The organism is Dictyoglomus sp. (assembly GCA_025060475.1).
Lineage (GTDB): Bacteria > Dictyoglomota > Dictyoglomia > Dictyoglomales > Dictyoglomaceae > NZ13-RE01.
In genome coordinates, this window is record JANXBZ010000001.1 from 85,706 (window position 1) to 102,023 (window position 16,318).

16 protein-coding genes are annotated in these 16,318 nt (G+C 29.9%); 11 read left to right on the forward strand and 5 right to left on the reverse strand.

Annotation, left to right across the window (positions count from 1 at the left end; translation table 11 throughout):
- The first annotated feature begins 7 nt into the window (after positions 1–7).
- The 11 genes from NZ841_00450 to NZ841_00500 all read left to right on the forward strand — a co-directional run bounded on the left by NZ841_00450 (position 8) and on the right by NZ841_00500 (position 10,457).
- A complete protein-coding gene (locus NZ841_00450) occupies positions 8–1,078 on the forward strand; it encodes a SurA N-terminal domain-containing protein (GenBank protein MCS7201237.1) in 1,071 nt (356 codons plus the stop codon).
- 165 nt (positions 1,079–1,243) lie between these two features.
- On the forward strand, positions 1,244–2,011 hold the full coding sequence (gene mazG, locus NZ841_00455; protein MCS7201238.1) for a nucleoside triphosphate pyrophosphohydrolase: 768 nt from the start codon (positions 1,244–1,246) through the stop codon (positions 2,009–2,011).
- Positions 2,012–2,039: 28 nt separating this feature from the next.
- Positions 2,040–2,315 (forward strand): HU family DNA-binding protein, encoded by a 276-nt coding sequence (locus NZ841_00460; GenBank protein ID MCS7201239.1) that lies wholly within the window; start codon positions 2,040–2,042, stop codon positions 2,313–2,315.
- A 61-nt stretch (positions 2,316–2,376) separates the two neighbouring features.
- Positions 2,377–3,468 carry a glycine cleavage system aminomethyltransferase GcvT gene (gene gcvT / locus NZ841_00465; GenBank protein MCS7201240.1) on the forward strand — a complete coding sequence of 364 codons (1,092 nt, stop codon included), beginning with the start codon at positions 2,377–2,379 and terminating at the stop codon, positions 3,466–3,468.
- Positions 3,469–3,846: a glycine cleavage system protein GcvH gene (gene gcvH, locus NZ841_00470; protein ID MCS7201241.1), complete on the forward strand. Its 378-nt coding sequence runs from the start codon at positions 3,469–3,471 to the stop codon at positions 3,844–3,846.
- A 2-nt stretch (positions 3,847–3,848) separates the two neighbouring features.
- Positions 3,849–5,204 carry an aminomethyl-transferring glycine dehydrogenase subunit GcvPA gene (gcvPA, locus tag NZ841_00475; GenBank protein ID MCS7201242.1) on the forward strand — a complete coding sequence of 452 codons (1,356 nt, stop codon included), beginning with the start codon at positions 3,849–3,851 and terminating at the stop codon, positions 5,202–5,204.
- Complete coding sequence (gcvPB, locus tag NZ841_00480; protein ID MCS7201243.1) at positions 5,201–6,637, forward strand: aminomethyl-transferring glycine dehydrogenase subunit GcvPB; 1,437 nt, start codon at positions 5,201–5,203, stop codon at positions 6,635–6,637. The genes gcvPA and gcvPB overlap by 4 nt, the downstream gene beginning before the upstream one ends.
- Positions 6,628–7,440, forward strand: a complete 813-nt coding sequence (locus NZ841_00485; GenBank protein MCS7201244.1) for a radical SAM protein — start codon at positions 6,628–6,630, stop codon at positions 7,438–7,440. The genes gcvPB and NZ841_00485 overlap by 10 nt, the downstream gene beginning before the upstream one ends.
- On the forward strand, positions 7,437–8,396 hold the full coding sequence (locus tag NZ841_00490) for a radical SAM protein (GenBank protein ID MCS7201245.1): 960 nt from the start codon (positions 7,437–7,439) through the stop codon (positions 8,394–8,396). Before NZ841_00485 ends, NZ841_00490 begins: the two co-directional genes overlap by 4 nt.
- Positions 8,372–9,769 (forward strand): HD domain-containing protein, encoded by a 1,398-nt coding sequence (locus NZ841_00495; protein ID MCS7201246.1) that lies wholly within the window; start codon positions 8,372–8,374, stop codon positions 9,767–9,769. The genes NZ841_00490 and NZ841_00495 overlap by 25 nt, the downstream gene beginning before the upstream one ends.
- Positions 9,753–10,457, forward strand: a complete 705-nt coding sequence (locus NZ841_00500) for a DNA repair protein Rad50 (protein MCS7201247.1) — start codon at positions 9,753–9,755, stop codon at positions 10,455–10,457. Before NZ841_00495 ends, NZ841_00500 begins: the two co-directional genes overlap by 17 nt.
- Here the strand turns inward: NZ841_00500 and NZ841_00505 are convergent.
- The 5 genes from NZ841_00505 to dprA are packed head-to-tail and all read right to left on the reverse strand — an operon-like array spanning position 10,445 to position 16,318.
- On the reverse strand, positions 10,445–10,939 hold the full coding sequence (locus tag NZ841_00505; protein MCS7201248.1) for a hypothetical protein: 495 nt from the start codon (positions 10,937–10,939) through the stop codon (positions 10,445–10,447). The two genes, NZ841_00500 and NZ841_00505, sit on opposite strands and share 13 nt — an antisense overlap.
- A 21-nt stretch (positions 10,940–10,960) precedes the next feature.
- A complete protein-coding gene (locus tag NZ841_00510) occupies positions 10,961–11,845 on the reverse strand; it encodes a tyrosine recombinase (GenBank protein MCS7201249.1) in 885 nt (294 codons plus the stop codon).
- A 2-nt stretch (positions 11,846–11,847) separates the two neighbouring features.
- On the reverse strand, positions 11,848–13,161 hold the full coding sequence (gene trmFO / locus NZ841_00515) for a methylenetetrahydrofolate--tRNA-(uracil(54)-C(5))-methyltransferase (FADH(2)-oxidizing) TrmFO (protein MCS7201250.1): 1,314 nt from the start codon (positions 13,159–13,161) through the stop codon (positions 11,848–11,850).
- Entirely contained in the window at positions 13,158–15,236 is a 2,079-nt protein-coding gene (gene topA / locus NZ841_00520; GenBank protein ID MCS7201251.1) for a type I DNA topoisomerase, read from the reverse strand. The genes trmFO and topA overlap by 4 nt, the downstream gene beginning before the upstream one ends.
- Before the next feature lie 2 nt (positions 15,237–15,238).
- Positions 15,239–16,318 carry a DNA-processing protein DprA gene (gene dprA / locus NZ841_00525; GenBank protein MCS7201252.1) on the reverse strand — a complete coding sequence of 360 codons (1,080 nt, stop codon included), beginning with the start codon at positions 16,316–16,318 and terminating at the stop codon, positions 15,239–15,241.

A 16,318-nucleotide genomic window follows, 5' to 3' on the forward strand; every position in this document is an offset into this window, starting at 1 on the left:
TAGGAACATGGATTTAAAAGGAACTTTTCAAAAAATTTTTATCATTCTTACTATTATTGGTGCGTTAATAGGAATTTCTATTGCTTTCATTTATTATCAGATGAATAATTATCCCGTAGTAAAAGTAAATGGACTTAATATTTCTAGAGCAGATTATAAAGATCAATTTAAAAGAGTTAAGGATCAATATGCAATTTATTTTGGTGTCGATTTTACTACTACTGATGGCAAAAAGCTCTTATCTACAGTAAAAAACGAGGCTATAAAAAGTTTAGCTCAATGGAAAATAATAGAAGCTGAGGCAAAGAAAAGAGAAATAAGTGTAAGTAATAGAGAAGTTGAAGATAAGTTCAAAGAAATCGAAAAACAATTTTCAACAAAACTTCAATTTGAAATGGCATTAGCTCAATATGGATTAACTCCAAGCTCCTTTAAAAGAGAAATTAAGAAAAGTCTATTATCCTCTAAGCTTATGGCAGAAATTGGGAAAGATGAAAAAGTCAACGAGAATGAGATGAAAAAATATTATGAAGAGAATAAATATCTTTTCGAAAATCCTAAACAATATAAGGTTTCAATAATATTAATTAAGGATGAAAAGAAAGCAAAAGAGGTTGCGAAAGAAATAAAAGATAAAAAAATATCTTTTGCTGACGCTGCTAAAAAGTATTCTGAGGATTCTTCAACTAAGGACAAGGGTGGAGATTTAGGTTATATTTCTTCAGGATATCTACCAGCAGAAGTGGAAAAAGTTACTTTTACTCTTCCTTTAAATCAAGTAAGTAATCCAATAAAAACAGATCAAGGATATTACATAACAACGGTAAGTGAAATAAAAGAAGCATATACTCTTCCATATATCCAGGCAAAACCAGAAATAGAAAAAACTCTTCTTAATGAGAAAAGAAGCAAAGTATTCAACAAATGGTTAGAAGAACAGTATAAAAAAGCAAAGATAGAAAAAGATTTCTCTGATAAAGATATATGGATGAGGCTATGGAGAAAATTGATTCAATTCCAGCAAATCTTTTATAGATCGGAAGCAAAAACCCCCTTACCATCCACAGAAGAGTTGTAGTTAAAAATCAAGAAAAAATAATAGTTCTAAACTATAGAAAAAAGCTTTTTTTGGCATAAAAAACTTAAAAAAATATTGGGTATCTCTTGTTTTTTTTAAAGGTAATGCTATAATTATAGAGAAAATCGAAGGAATTTTAGCGATATAAAATATAGGTAGGTTCAAATGGAAGAATTATGTAAAAATTTTATAGAATTGGTAAATATTCTTCAGAAAGTGAGGAGAGAATGTCCTTGGGACAAGAAACAAACCCCTTATTCTCTCTTGACATACTTCTTAGAGGAAACTTACGAACTTGTAGAGAGTATTCAAGAAAATAAGGAAGAAAATATAAAGGAAGAACTAGGAGATGTTCTTATCCATGTAATTATGCAAAGTATAATGGCAGAAGAGAGAAAAAGTTTTAATTTATCTGATGTATTAAAACTTGTCAAAGATAAACTTATAACAAGACATCCCCATATTTTTGGAGAAAAAGAAGTTAAGAATGTAGAGGAAGTTCTAGTTAATTGGGAAAACATAAAACAAGAAGAAAATAATAAGGGAATTTTAGATGGAGTTCCCAAAACATTACCCTCACTTCTTGCTTCCCTAAGAATTCAAGAAAAAGTATCTCATGTTGGATTTGACTGGAAAAATGTTCACGAAGTATTTCCTAAACTAAAAGAAGAATTAGCCGAATTAGAGGATGCATTGAGTACTGAGAGAAAAGAAAAAATAGAAGAGGAGATCGGTGATCTATTATTTAGTATTGTAAACCTTTCTCGACATTTAGGAATAAATCCTGAATTTGCCTTAAAAAACACTAATAAAAAGTTTATTGAAAGATTTAAATTCGTAGAAAAAAAAGTAAAAGAAACAGGAAGAAACTGGGAAGATCTGACCTTAGAAGAGATGGATAAATGGTGGGAATCTTCTAAAAATCTTTTTTAAAACCTGCCTGGAAAGGGGGTGAAAAAGAATGAAGAAGGCAGAATTTATCTCTAAAGTAGCAGAAAAAGCAAAAATTACAAAGAAAGAAGCCGCAAAAGTGGTTAATAGCGTAATAGAAACCATAACTGAGACTCTTGCAAAAGGAGAGCCAGTTCAATTTGTAGGTTTTGGAACTTTCTCCGTTAGAAAAAGAGCAGCAAGAGAAGGAAGAAATCCTCGTACACAACAACCAATTAAAATTCCTGCAACAAAGGTACCAGTTTTTCGTGCTGGAAAAGAATTAAGAGAAGCTGTGAAGAAATAAATATTCGCCTTTTCAGGCTGGGGAATCCCCAGCCTGATTTTTTTCACAAAGGGGTGAAATTATGGCAAAGAGGCTCTATTTAGAAGAAGAACATGCTAAATTAAACCCCAAATTTATAGAGTTTGCAGGATGGTATATGCCTTTAGAATACCAGGGAATAATTAAAGAACATCTTCAAGTAAGGACTAAATCAGGTATATTTGATATCTCTCATATGGGAAGAATAAGAATTAAGGGAAAAAGCTCTTATGAATTTCTTCAAAGAATTACCTCCAATGATCTTGATAAATTATATCCAGGAAAAGCTCAATATTCCTTGATTTTATCTCCTAAAGGAACCATTTTAGATGATGTTATCCTTTACATGATAAATAAAGAAGAATACCTTTTAGTAGTTAATGCAGGAAATAAGGATAAGATTTTATCTTGGATAGAGGAGAATAAATCTAAGGATATTGAAATTGAGGATCAAAGTGAATTTCTGATCTTATTTGCATTACAAGGACCTTTATCAGAATCTATTCTTCAACCCCTCATAAAAGAGGACCTTTCAAAATTAAAATATTACCATTTTTATATAACTCAAATATTTGAAACTCAAGTAATCCTTTCAAGAACTGGCTATACGGGAGAAGATGGCTTTGAAATTTTTATCCCCAAATATAAAGCTAAGGAGCTTTGGAGATACTTCCTAGAAAATCCCAATGTCCTTCCTTGTGGTCTAGGAGCAAGAGACTCTTTGAGAATAGAAATGGGATATCCTTTATATGGGCATGAAATTGATGAAAATACAACTCCCTGGGAAGCTAATCTTTCTTTTACTGTAAAACTTGATAAATCTTATGATTTTATTGGAAGAAAGGCATTGCTCGAGTTAAAAGATAAAAAAACTAAATTTCTTATCGCCTTTGAACTTTTAGAGACGAGTATACCAAGAAAAGGACATGAAATTTTTTATAATGATGAAAAATTTGGCTGGGTCACTAGTGGTACTTTTTCTCCAATATTAAAAAAGGGAATTGGAATGGGATATTTAAAAAAAGAATTTCTAGAAGGAAATTTAGAGGTTGCAATTAGAGACAAAAAAGTTAAGATAAAAATAGTTAAACTTCCATTTATTAAAAATACCTCAATTAAGAAAGGAGTGAAATAAATGTATCCTGAAGATAGAAAATATTCAAAAGAACATGAGTGGGTAAAAATAGAAGGCAAAGAAGCTATGATTGGAATCACATATTATGCTCAAAAAGAATTGGGAGATGTAGTTTATGTAGAGCTTCCAGAGCTTGGAAAAGAAATAAAGCAGGGAGAAGTTATTGCTACTTTGGAATCTGTAAAAACTGCGTCTGAAGTTTATTCTCCACTTTCAGGAAAAATTATTAAAATAAATGAAAAATTAAAAGATAAACCTGAATTAATAAACGAAGATCCATATAACAATGGATGGATAGTAGTACTAGAAATCTCTAATCCCCAGGAATATAATAATCTATTATCTTGTGAAGAATACAAAAAGTTTATAGAGGAATAAATATGCCTTATTTTCCCCATACCTCAAAAGAAATAAAAGAAATGCTTGATTTCCTGGGGATTAAAAGTATAGAGGAACTTTTTGAAGATATTCCAAAATCCATAAGAGAAAAGGCAAGAAAAAATTTTAAATTACCAGAAGCGTTATCAGAAATAGAAATTTACAAAAAAATAGAAGAAATTTCAAATAAAAATACGGGTAAAGATTATATATCCTTTTTAGGTGGAGGAGCATATTATCATTATATTCCTCCTGTTGTAAAGCATATCATATCATATCCTACTTTTTATACTTCCTATACTCCATATCAAGCAGAAATAAGTCAAGGATTTCTTCAAGCTATGTTTGAATACCAAAGTCTTATATGTGAACTAACAGGTATGGAAGTCGCAAATTCCTCCTTATATGAAGCAGGTTCAGGAATAGCAGAAGCAAGTCTAATGGCTCATAGAATAAATGGAAGAAAAGAGATCCTTATATCAAAAGGAGTTCATCCTGAATATAGAGAAGTTTTGAAAACATATATTAATGGTATGAAATTGAATTATAAGGAAATTTCTTTAGATGAAAAGGGAGAAACTGATCTAAATATTTTAAAAGAATCCTTGTCCAATGAAACCTCGTGTCTTATTATTCAAAGTCCTAACTTCTTTGGAGTAATAGAAACAAAACTTAAGGAAATTTCCGAATTGCTTCATCAAAACAATTCTTTATTTATTTGTAGTGTATATCCCATATCTCTTGGAATATTAAAACCTCCAGGAGAATATAAGGCAGATATAGTAGTAGGAGAAGGCCAATGTCTTGGTTCTCCCCTAAACTTTGGTGGACCATATCTAGGAATATTTGCCACGAAAAGAGAATTTATAAGACAAATTCCAGGAAGATTGGTTGGAGAAACTAAGGATTTAGAAGGAAAAAGAGGTTATGTATTAACATTACAAACAAGGGAACAACATATAAAAAGATCAAGAGCAACCTCTAATATCTGCACCAATGAAGCCCTTACCGCTTTAGCAACTACTGTTTATCTCTCTCTTTTAGGGAAAAAAGGGCTAAGAAAAGTTGCGGAGTTGTGCTATGATAGAGCTCATTATGCCAAAAAAAGACTTTTAGAAAGCATTAATACACTAGAATTAACTTATCCTTCTTATTTTTTCAATGAATTTGTAATAAAACTTAATAAACCTGTAAAAACTGTTTATCAAGCCCTAAAAGATAAAAAAATTCTTGCTGGAATTCCCTTAGAAAAATTTTTTCCAGAAAGAGATAAAGAATTGCTTTTAGCTTTCACAGAGATGAACACTAAAGAAGAAATTGATTATCTAGTGAAAAGTATGAAGGAGGCCTTAGAATGAAAGAAATTCCTTTATTATCAGAAATTTCTGAGGAAGGCAGAGAGACTATTTCTCTTCCCAATGATATTGAATTCTCTCCTTACAAAGAACTTCCAAAGGAACTCTTAAGGGAAAATTTACCTTTACCTCAAATAAGTGAAGTAGAAATAGTAAGACATTTTACAAACCTTTCTTTGAGAAACTTTGGGGTGGACTTAGGATTTTATCCTCTAGGTTCTTGTACGATGAAATATAATCCTAAAATAAATGAAGATTTAGCAAATCTTCCTGGGTTTACTAAGCTTCATCCCTATACTCCTGAAGATTTAAGTCAAGGAGCTCTCCAAATAATTTATGAACTAGAAAAATTATTATGTAATATAACTGGAATGGACAGATTTACATTTCAACCTTCTGCTGGAGCCCACGGAGAACTTACGGGTCTTTTGATTATAAAGGCCTACTTAAAAGACAAAGGTGAGAATAGGAATACAGTATTAGTTCCTGACTCTGCTCATGGAACAAATCCTGCTAGTGCAGCTATGGCTGGTTTTAAAACTCTAGAAATTCCATCAGATGAAAGAGGATTAGTTGATCCTAATATACTAAAAAACTACGTAAATGAAGATACAGCTGTATTAATGCTAACAAATCCTAATACTCTTGGCCTATTTGAAAAAGATATAGAAAAAATTGCAGACATCATTCATCAAAAGGGGGCATTATTATATTATGATGGTGCAAATTTAAATGGGATTATGGGATATGCAAGACCTGGAGATATGGGATTCGATGTAATTCATCTAAATCTCCATAAAACCTTTTCCACACCCCATGGTGGAGGAGGACCTGGTGCAGGACCTGTAGGAGTTAAAAGCTTTCTAACTCCTTATCTACCAAAACCCGTGGTAGATTTTAACGGAGAAAAATATTACTTAAACTTTAATATTCCAAAAAGCATTGGAAGAGTTAGGAGTTTCTATGGAAATTTTTCTGTTATTCTTAAGGCATATATTTATATCAGATTAATGGGAGAAGAAGGATTAAAGAAAACTACAGAGATGGCAGTACTCAATGCTAATTATCTAAAGGAAAAATTAAAAGCTATATTCTATCTTCCATATCCAACCCTATGCAAACACGAGTTTGTATTATCATGTAAAAAGCAGAAAGAAAAAGGAGTAAAAACTATAGATATTGCCAAAAGAATATTAGATTTTGGAATTCATGCTCCAACTATATATTTTCCTTTAATAGTAGAGGAAGCCTTAATGATAGAACCTACAGAAACAGAGACAAAATATACATTGGATAATTTTGTTTCTATTTTAGAGGAAATAAATAAAGAAATTGAAGAAAATATAGAGATAATAAAAACAGCCCCTCACAATACACCTATAAAAAGATTAGATGAAACCTTAGCAGCTAAAAATTTAAAGGTAAAATGGGAATAACAATTGTAAAGCCTATAAACACATTACCTTTAAGTATAACTGGCGAAAAATGTGTTCTTAGATGTAATCACTGTAAAGGACACTATCTCAAAGGAATGATAGCTCTTTCTAAAGTTGAGAGAAAAATTCAGAAAAATAATTATAAAAGTATATTGATAAGTGGAGGATTTGACCTTAATGGAAAATTAGAAAACATATCTAAAGATATTTTAGAGAGCTTGAAAAAGAAAGGATTTAAACTAAACTGCCATTTAGGACTAATTGGAGAAGAAGATATTAAAGATATTATGGGACTTATAGATGAAATTTCTTTTGATCTTATTTTAGATGAAGCTGTAATTCAAAAGGTTTTTCATCTAAAAAAAACTCCTGAAGATTTTAAAGATACTTTTAAACTTTTGAAAAATCACTTTTCAGTAAATCCCCATATAGTTGTAGGATTAAATTGTGGAAAAATTGAAAAAGAATATGAAGCCATTGATTTTTTGTCAAAATTTCAACCTCTAAATATAATTTTCATTATTTTTACTCCCATTAAAAATACTCCTATGGAACACATTTCTCCACCTTCCATAAATATGCTTAAAAAATTTTTCCTTTATACAAAAGAAAAAATTCCAAAGGCAAATCTTTATTTAGGTTGTGTAAGACCATCTAGCGATTATAGAGAAAAAACTGATTTCTTAGCATATGAGCTAGGATTTAAAGCAATTGTAAATCCTCATCCCAAGGTTTTAGAGTACCTTAAAAAATCTGATTTAATAGAAAATTATTTTTATGAATGCTGTGCATTTTTGAAATGAAAATTGGTATATCCTATGGATGCTTAGAAATTCTAAAGAAAGGTAAGATAAGAGAAGATTCGCCAAAAACTTTATATCTTCTGGCTTCAGGAAAATGTCAAAAAAACTGTGCTTTTTGTACTCAAGCAAGAGAAAGTAATGATAGTCTCTACCTTTCTCGAATAATATGGCCAAATATAGAAGAAGAGGAATTGTTTTCTCTATTAAAGGCAAAAAGAGATTTCTTCTATAGAATATGCATACAAACCACAAAAACAGAATTTTGGAAAAAGAATATAAAATCTCTAATTTCTAAATTGAAAATATTTAATTTACCCATTTCTCTATCCGCGCCCGTGGAAAATATGAAGGAAGTCGATGAATTATTCGAATTAGGAATCGAAAGAATGAATATTTCTATTGATGTTGCTGATAGGGAGTTGTATTTTAAAATAAAAGAGCAATTATGGGAAGATAAAATAAATCTAATAAAGAATGCAAGTAAGAAATATAAAGAAAGAATAACTACTCATATAATAGTTGGCTTGGGAGAGAAAGAGAAATTTCTATTAGAAATAATTAATGAACTAATAAAGAATAAAATAACTATTGCTTTATTTGCCTTTACTCCATTACCAGGAACAAAACTAGAAAATAAAACTCCTCCAGATTACTTAACCTACAGAAAGATTCAGATTATAACTTTTCTTTTACAGAGAAATTTAATAAATTTTGAGAACTTGAGATTTGATAAAAAAGAAAGATTAATAATTGAGGACTGGTGGTTAAATAAATCTTACTATTACTTTCAAGAAATATTTTTAACTATGGGATGTCCTAATTGCAATAGACCTTATTATAATGAATCTCCAAGAATAACTCCCTATAATTTCCCAAGAGAAATAAAACAAGAAGAAATAATTACGATAAAAAATCTTTTAAATAAAGGAAAATGTTTCAACTTAAGAAAAATTTAATAGAAGTTTTTATTACTCTACATACTTTAACAGAAGACAAAGTAAAAATATATTTAGTAGGGGGCTTTATAAGAGATTATTTTCTTGGTAAAGAAAGTAGAGATTTAGACTTTATTATATATCCCTTTTCTTATAAGATTTTAGACTATTTTTCAAAAAGTGTTAGTGGGAAAATTTTTCCTTTAGACGAAAATAGAAAATATTTTAGGATCATCGCAAAATTGAACAATGAAAATTATATTTTTGATTTTACCCCACCCCAAGAAGAGAATTTACTGGGAGAAATTAAAAGAAGAGATTTCACAATAAATTCCATCCTTTTAGATCTTAGTAATCTTAGACTTATTGATCTTCTTGGAGGTATAAAGGATTTAAAGGAAAACAAATTAAAGGTTTGCTCAGAATACAGTATTTCAGAAGATCCCTTGAGAATTCTTCGAGGCTTTAGATTTGCTTCTAATTTAGGATTTAAACTTACCTCTTTTACAGAGAAGATGATGATAGAAAATAAAAAAAATTTAAAAAGGATAAAAGGAGAAAGAATTCATGATGAGATTTATAGAATTCTAAGATCTTCCTTTACCAAAGATTTTTGGATAAAGATGTATAAATTAGGTATATTAGAAGAAATTCTTCCAGAATTAACAGCTCTTGAGAGTATTCCCTGGACTAATCCTCATCATACAAATCCTTTATTTCATTCTTTCGAAGCCCTTGGAATTTTTGAATATATTTATTACTATCTTGACAAAATCTTCCCAGAAAATTATGTAATTCTTAAAGAATATCTCAATAAAGAATTTTATTCTGAATTTACAAAGAAAGAATTATTAAAATTCTCAATCTTAATTCATGATATAGGAAAGGAAAAAACCTTTTCTAAGGATGAGAAAGGAAAAGTTCACTACTATGACCATGAAAGGATTGGAACTATGATATTAGAAAATATCTCAGAAAGATTAAGATTTAGTAGAAAAGAAGAAGAATACATAAAAAAAATGATTAAATATCATCTCTATCCTTCTTTTATTTTTAAAGATGAGAAAAGTAATAAATCTAGAATTATCAATAAACTAAAAGATGAAACTTTAGGCTTAATGCTATTATTCTTAGCGGACCAATTTTCAATAAAACCTTCAGAACAATTACTCGCTTTTTTCCAGGAAGTTATTAACTTATATTTAAAAGCTAAAGAAACTAAAACTCTCCTCTCAGGAGAGGAGATTATGCAATATTTTTCTTTAAAACCATCTCCATTAATTGGAAAACTCAAAGAATCTTTAATACAAGCTCAACAAGAAGGAAAAGTAATGAACAAAAAAGAAGCCTTAGAATTTTTAGAGAGTATATTAAAAAATGAAAACAATTCCTGAAAAGATTATTGATAAGGTCTTCGATAAATTTTTTAATAATATTTTTTTCCCTTTTACATGGGGAAAGGAAACTCTTAAACTTTTAAATTATTATCAAAGGAAAGAAGAAGAGAAATTATTGAGAACTTTTAATGAGATTAAAAATTTCCAAGCTTGGATAAGCAATAATCAGAATATTTTAGATGTTTTCATCAGAATGTTAAATGAGATTAAAGATTTAAGAGAAATTTTCTTAATAAAAAGTAGAGAGTTTAAAGAAGAACTAGAGGTCTTATATTTATGGAATAATATAATAAGTTTCATTGAAAAAAATAAAATACCTTTGGCATCAGAATTATTAAATTTTCCCAATGAAAAAATAGGTTTTCAAAATCTTCTTTGGGAAATTCTAAGCTGGTATTTAAAAGTCTCTAAATTTATAACTTTTTCCCTAAACTTTTACAACTTTCCTAATCTAAACTCAGGATTTTATTTTGAAGGAAACAAAGTCTATCAACCAAGTAAATATTACATCTTAGAGGAAGAAAAAGATTTTCTAGTAAATCTTCTTATCAATCTTTCAGGATTTCCCTCTAGGGAAGGCATAAAAGAGTTTTCCCTTCCCCAGAGGATAATTATAAAAAGAAGTAAGAGAGATTATTTCTTTTTAGATTCTAAAAACCTAAGTTTAATTTTTTATCTTTCATAAACTATAATTTCGACATTTTTTAACCATAATTCTCCATTTGCTTCTTTTTCTAATCTTATTTCTATTTTATTTGTAGAACCCTTTAGCCAATATAGAGTTATATCGAAGGAAGGTGATATATAAATGTTGCTTCCAATATCCCATCCCCGGACTATGCTCTTATCGTTTATTAATATTTCTATAGGAGTCCAATTTTCAGCATATGGGAGAAGAGGTGTCATTAAGGAAATCCTTAGAATAACTCTAAAAGGACTTAAGTCTTTACTCACAGGAGTATATAGCCTAAGAAAGCTTTCTGGTCTTAGAAAGGCTAAATGGTAAGAACTATTTTCTCTTTCCTTTCTTACCCCCTTTGATATCTCATAAATTAAATTTCCAGAAGTTGTCTCTTTTGAGAAATCTAAATAATAAATATCCTTAGCTATTCCTAAGTTAATAATTAATAAAATAAGAAAATAAATAATAATAAATTTTCCTTTCACAAAAAACCCTCCTTTTTAGCATTATTCCTTTTTCGCTCGAGGATGGAAAGAAGAATATACCTTCTGAATCTGTTCCTTTGTTATATGAGTATAAATTTGAGTCGTAGAAATTCTGGCATGTCCCAATAACTCTTGGACAGATCTTAAATCTGCACCGCTTTCTAATAAATGGGTAGCAAAAGTATGTCTTAGAGTGTGAGGAGTAAATTTTCTTTTCAATATCTTAGAATACTTAGAAATAATTAATCTTACCCCTCTATCTGACAATGGCTTACCTTTAGCGTTAAGAAATAAAATATCAGTTTTAGTTTTTAAAAGCTTTGGTCTGACTTTTTCACAATAGATTTTTAAAATTCGAAGAGTCTCTTCACCTAAAATTACAATTCTTTCCCTTACCCTTTTTCCTAAAACTTTAATTTCTCCTAATTCCCAATTAATATCTCTTTCTTTTATTTTTATAAGCTCCCCTACCCTAATTCCTGTAGCATATAAAATTTCTATAATAGCCCTATCTCTTATCTCCAAAGACTTTTCTAAGGATGGAAGAGATAATAATTTATCTATTTCATCTTGGGAAAGAAAATTAGGAAGTTTTTTCTCAATCTTAGGCGTAGAAAGATAAATAGATAAGTCCTCTTTGAGTTTATCATATTTAAAAAGATATATTAAAAAACTTCGAAGACTTATTATTTTTCTTGCAAGAGTTGTTCTCTTATATTCTTTTTGAGATAAGTAATGTAAAAAATTTCTTACAGTTCTCTTATTTTCAAAATCTAAATTATTTTCTTTACAAAAATTATAAAAATCAGAAAGATCTACTCTATAACTCCTCAACGTATTTTCCGAGTAGTTTTTCTCAAATCTTAAATAATTTAAAAACTCTTTTATTTCTTCTAAAAGTTCCATTTCTAAATATTGAATCTTTTTATTATATCATGAAGAGATTCTAATGCTCTTTTTGCCATAATCTCATGTTTCAATCTTTTATCCTTTATGGGTTTATTTAATGGAGGTAACAATCCAAAATTTGCATTCATGGGTTGATAATTATTTATAGGAATTGGCGAGGATATGTAATTTAAAAGAGCACCAATCATGGTATCTTCGGGGAAGATTATTAAAGGTTTTTCCTTTATTAATCTATAGGCATTTATTCCAGCAACTATCCCCATACTTGCAGATTCCATATATCCTTCTACTCCAATAATCTGTCCTGCAAAAAATATTCTTTTATCTTTCTTAAATTGAAGAGTTGGTTCTAAAAATTTAGGAGCATAAAAATAGGTATTCCTATGCATAACTCCATATCTTACAAATTCTGCTCTTTCTAAACCTGGTATCATCCTAAAAATTCTCTTTTGCTCTAACCATCTTAAACGAGTTTGAAATCCAACTAAACTATAAAGAGTCTTATACTTATTCTCAGGTCTTAATTGAACTACAGCATAAGGTTCCTTACCTGTTCTTGGATCAGGAAGCCCTACAGGTCTCATTGGACCAAATCTCAAAGTATCAATTCCTCTTTTTGCCATAACTTCAATAGGAAGACATCCTTCAAAAAATCTTTCTTCTCCTTCAATATGGGGTTCAACTACTTCCGCTTTTATTAGTTCTTCTACAAATCTTTTATATTCTTCTTCATTTAAGGGTGCATTAAGATAATCTTCCTCACCTTTTCCATAACGGGAAGCAAAATATAATTTATCAAAGTCTAAAGAATCTGCAGAAACTATAGGTGAAACTGCATCATAAAAATATAAAAATTCGGTATCTAAAAGGTCTTGAAGTTTTTTTGAAAATTCAGGAGAAGTAAGTGGTCCTGTAGCTATAATAACAATTCCTTCTGTTGGAATTTCTTTTATTTCCTCCCTTATTATAGTTATATAAGGATTTTGAGAAAGAATTTCTTCTACTCTCTTTGAAAATAGCTCCCTATCAACAGCTAAAGCAGTTCCTGCTGGAATTTTAGTTTCTTCAGCAACTTTTAAGAGAAGAGAATCTAGAATTTTCATTTCCTCTTTTAATAAACCAGAAGCATTAGTTATCTCTTTGGATTTGAAGGAATTACTACAAACGAGTTCTGCTAGATATCCTGTCTTATGTGCAGGTGTTAAGACTTTTGGCCTCATTTCATAAATTTCTACAGGAATTTTTCTTTTTGCAATTTGCCAAGCAGCCTCGCAACCGGCAAGTCCTCCACCAATAATCTTTACAGGTATCACTGTTTTTTTCTCCTTTTAGTCCAAATAATATAGTCACAAGAAGTGTTAGAACATTTTAAAAAGATTTTTCCTTTTAGAAGAATATTTCCACATTTTGGACATTCTCTATCTATAGGTTCATAAGAAGATGCAAAGGAACATTCAGGATACTTGCTGCAGCCCCAAAACTTATTATTTTTCCCATTTTTCTTTGATATTCTTCTTACAACAGGAGCTCCACATAAGGGACAATTCCCTTTTGCATATTCGTAGATAGGTTCTGTATATTCACAATTTGGATAATTAGAACATGCATAAAATTTTCCATATTTATTTTCTCTTAAAAATAAAAAATTTCCACATTTTGGACATATTTTTTCAGTTTTTTCCAAGAGAGATACTTTTTTTGTTTCCTCATAAGCCTTATCTAGTTCCTCCTTAAAAGATGGATAAAATTCCTTAAGAACTTCCTCACTTTGAATTTTCCCCTCTTCAACCTTATCCAAATTCTCTTCCATATTTGCAGTAAATTTTATATCAATAAGATGAGGAAATTTATCTACTAAAAGATCATTCACTATTTTCCCTAGGGTTGTAGGAATTAAGAATTTATCTTTTAATTCTACATATTTTCTTTCTTTAAGGGTAGAAATTATTACTGCATAAGTACTGGGTCTTCCTACACCATTTCTTTCTAATGTTCTTACTAAAGTGGCTTCTGTATAGCGAGAAGGAGGTTGAGTAAAAAACTGTTTTGGCTCCAGTTTTTTTAGTAGTAATTTCTGAGCTAACTCTAAAGGAAAAGGAAGAAGTAATTCTTTTTCTTCTTCATCATCTTTATAGATAGCTAAATATCCCTTAAATTTTAGAGTTTTCCCCTTTACTTTAAATAGGTAATCTCCCGCTGAAATATCTACCTCCAACACATCATAAACTGCAGGGGACATTTGGCTAACTAAAAATCTTTCCCATATTAAGGAATATAATTTATATTGATCTAAAGTTAAATAATTCTTTATAATTTCTGGCTCTCTATATAACGAAGTAGGACGAATAGCCTCGTGGGCTCCTTGAACTCCTAGCTTCTTTTTTTCTTTTCTTTCCCTACCTAAATAATCTTCTCCGTATTTCTCTATGATAAATTTCTCTGCTTCTTCTCTTGCTTCTTCTGCTATTCTTGTTGAATCTGTTCTCATATATGTTATTAACCCAATTCTTTCTTCTCCTATATCTATTCCTTCATATAAACTTTGGGCAATCCTCATAGTTTTCTCTACAGGGAAACCGAATCTTTTTCCTGCTTCTTGTTGCATTGTGCTAGTTATAAAAGGAAGAGGTGGATTTTTCTTCTCTTCCTTAGGAATAAGATTTTTAACTATAAAATCCTTATTTTTAATTTCATTTATTATTCTCTCTACAGACTCTAAATTTTTAATTTCAATTTCCTTATCTCTAAAAGAAATCAATCTTGCAACCAATTCTTCCTTCTCATCCTCGTTAGTTAAATAGGCCCAAATTTGCCAGTATTCCTGAGGAACAAAATTTTCAATTTCTCTTTCTCTTTCACAAACCAATCTTAAAGCAACAGATTGGACCCTTCCTGCAGAAAGCCCTTTTTTCACTTTGTTCCATAAAAAAGGACTTAATTCGTATCCTACAATTCTATCTAAAATTCTTCGAGTCTGTTGAGCACTAATTTTATTCCAATCCAATTTCCTAGGAGATTCCAAAGCTAATCTTACTGCTTTTGGGGTTATCTCATGGAATTCAATTCTGGAGAATTTTTCTTCATTTATCTTTAAAACTTCCGTTATATGCCACGCAATAGCTTCTCCTTCTCTATCAGGATCCGTTGCTAAGTATAAATGATCAGCATTTTTAACTTCTTCTTTTAAATTTTTTATTATCTTTTCTTTTCCAGGAAGAATAATATATTTGGGCTTAAAATTTTCTTTTATCTCTATACCCATCTCTTTATCAGGTAAATCTCTGATATGACCATAAGAAGCAATAACTTTAAACTCATTACCTAATATTTTTTCTATAGTTTTTGCTTTAGCAGGTGATTCTACAATAATTATTTTCTTCTTTTCCATTCCTATACACTCCTTTTTACTGCATATCTATTTCCTGGATATTCTTCTACAATTCCCTTTGCTTGTAAAGATATTAAAATGAACATTAGCTTTGAAATAGAGATATCTAATTCTTTTACTATATCCTCAATAAATATAGGATCAAGAGATAATTTTTGCAATACCATTTCCTCTTCAGAAGTAAGATTAATTTTTTGTTTTTTCTCTAAATAAGGAATTCTAAATTCCTCTAGAATATCCTTAACTTCTAAAACCATTTTTGCTCCATCTTGAATTAATTTATTAGTTCCAAAGCTCTTTTCATCAATCAGTCTTCCTGGAATTGCAAATACTTCTCTTCCTTGATCTAGTGCAAAACTTGCGGTAATTAATGCTCCACTCTTCTCTCCTGCCTCAACTACTAAAACCCCTTGAGATATTCCACTAATAATTCTATTTCTTTGAGGAAAAGTATAATAGGAAGGTTTTGTACCTAAGGGATATTCAGATATTAAGGCTCCATTTTCCTTTATTTTTTCTGCTAATCTTTGGTTTCCTTTTGGATAAATATAATCTAAAGAGCTTCCTAGAACCGCCCAAGTTTTTCCCGTCTCTAGAGCCCCCTCATGAGCAAAAGTATCAATTCCGTAAGCTAAGCCACTTACTATGATAAACCCGAGAGAGGAAAGTTCTCTTGCAAAATCTCTTGCTATTTTTATTCCATAAGAAGTAGGTCTTCTAGTACCTACAACAGCAATAAACTTTTCTCCCTCTAAATTACCTTGATAAAGAAGATAAAGAGGAGGATTTTTAATTTCTTTTAAAAGGGAAGGATAGTTAATTTCCTCTAAAACTACCATTCTTATTTCTCTTTTTATTAGATCCTCCCAAAATTTTTCCCAGGAAGTTTTTCTTCTAAAAACTAAAAATTCTTGAATTATAGATGAATAAGAAAAAATTTCTAATAATTCTTTTTCTGGTAGTAAAAATAACTCTTTAAGGGAAACAAATTTTTTCCATTCTCCCCATCTTCTGAAAAGGGGTGGAAAAAAACTTAAAGCATACAGAAAAGGTTTCTCTTCATACTTTAGATCGTTATACAT

Excerpts from the sequence above, each read along its gene's own strand:
- NZ841_00450 (MCS7201237.1), top strand. The coding sequence starts at position 8 with ATGGATTTAAAAGGAACTTTTCAAAAAATTTTTATCATTCTTACTATT.
- mazG (MCS7201238.1), top strand. The coding sequence starts at position 1,244 with ATGGAAGAATTATGTAAAAATTTTATAGAATTGGTAAATATTCTTCAG.
- NZ841_00460 (MCS7201239.1), top strand. The coding sequence starts at position 2,040 with ATGAAGAAGGCAGAATTTATCTCTAAAGTAGCAGAAAAAGCAAAAATT.
- gcvT (MCS7201240.1), top strand. The coding sequence starts at position 2,377 with ATGGCAAAGAGGCTCTATTTAGAAGAAGAACATGCTAAATTAAACCCC.
- gcvH (MCS7201241.1), top strand. The coding sequence starts at position 3,469 with ATGTATCCTGAAGATAGAAAATATTCAAAAGAACATGAGTGGGTAAAA.
- gcvPA (MCS7201242.1), top strand. The coding sequence starts at position 3,849 with ATGCCTTATTTTCCCCATACCTCAAAAGAAATAAAAGAAATGCTTGAT.
- gcvPB (MCS7201243.1), top strand. The coding sequence starts at position 5,201 with ATGAAAGAAATTCCTTTATTATCAGAAATTTCTGAGGAAGGCAGAGAG.
- NZ841_00485 (MCS7201244.1), top strand. The coding sequence starts at position 6,628 with ATGGGAATAACAATTGTAAAGCCTATAAACACATTACCTTTAAGTATA.
- NZ841_00490 (MCS7201245.1), top strand. The coding sequence starts at position 7,437 with ATGAAAATTGGTATATCCTATGGATGCTTAGAAATTCTAAAGAAAGGT.
- NZ841_00495 (MCS7201246.1), top strand. The coding sequence starts at position 8,372 with ATGTTTCAACTTAAGAAAAATTTAATAGAAGTTTTTATTACTCTACAT.
- NZ841_00500 (MCS7201247.1), top strand. The coding sequence starts at position 9,753 with ATGAAAACAATTCCTGAAAAGATTATTGATAAGGTCTTCGATAAATTT.
- NZ841_00510 (MCS7201249.1), bottom strand. The coding sequence starts at position 11,845 with ATGGAACTTTTAGAAGAAATAAAAGAGTTTTTAAATTATTTAAGATTT.
- topA (MCS7201251.1), bottom strand. The coding sequence starts at position 15,236 with ATGGAAAAGAAGAAAATAATTATTGTAGAATCACCTGCTAAAGCAAAA.
- dprA (MCS7201252.1), bottom strand. The coding sequence starts at position 16,318 with ATGTATAACGATCTAAAGTATGAAGAGAAACCTTTTCTGTATGCTTTA.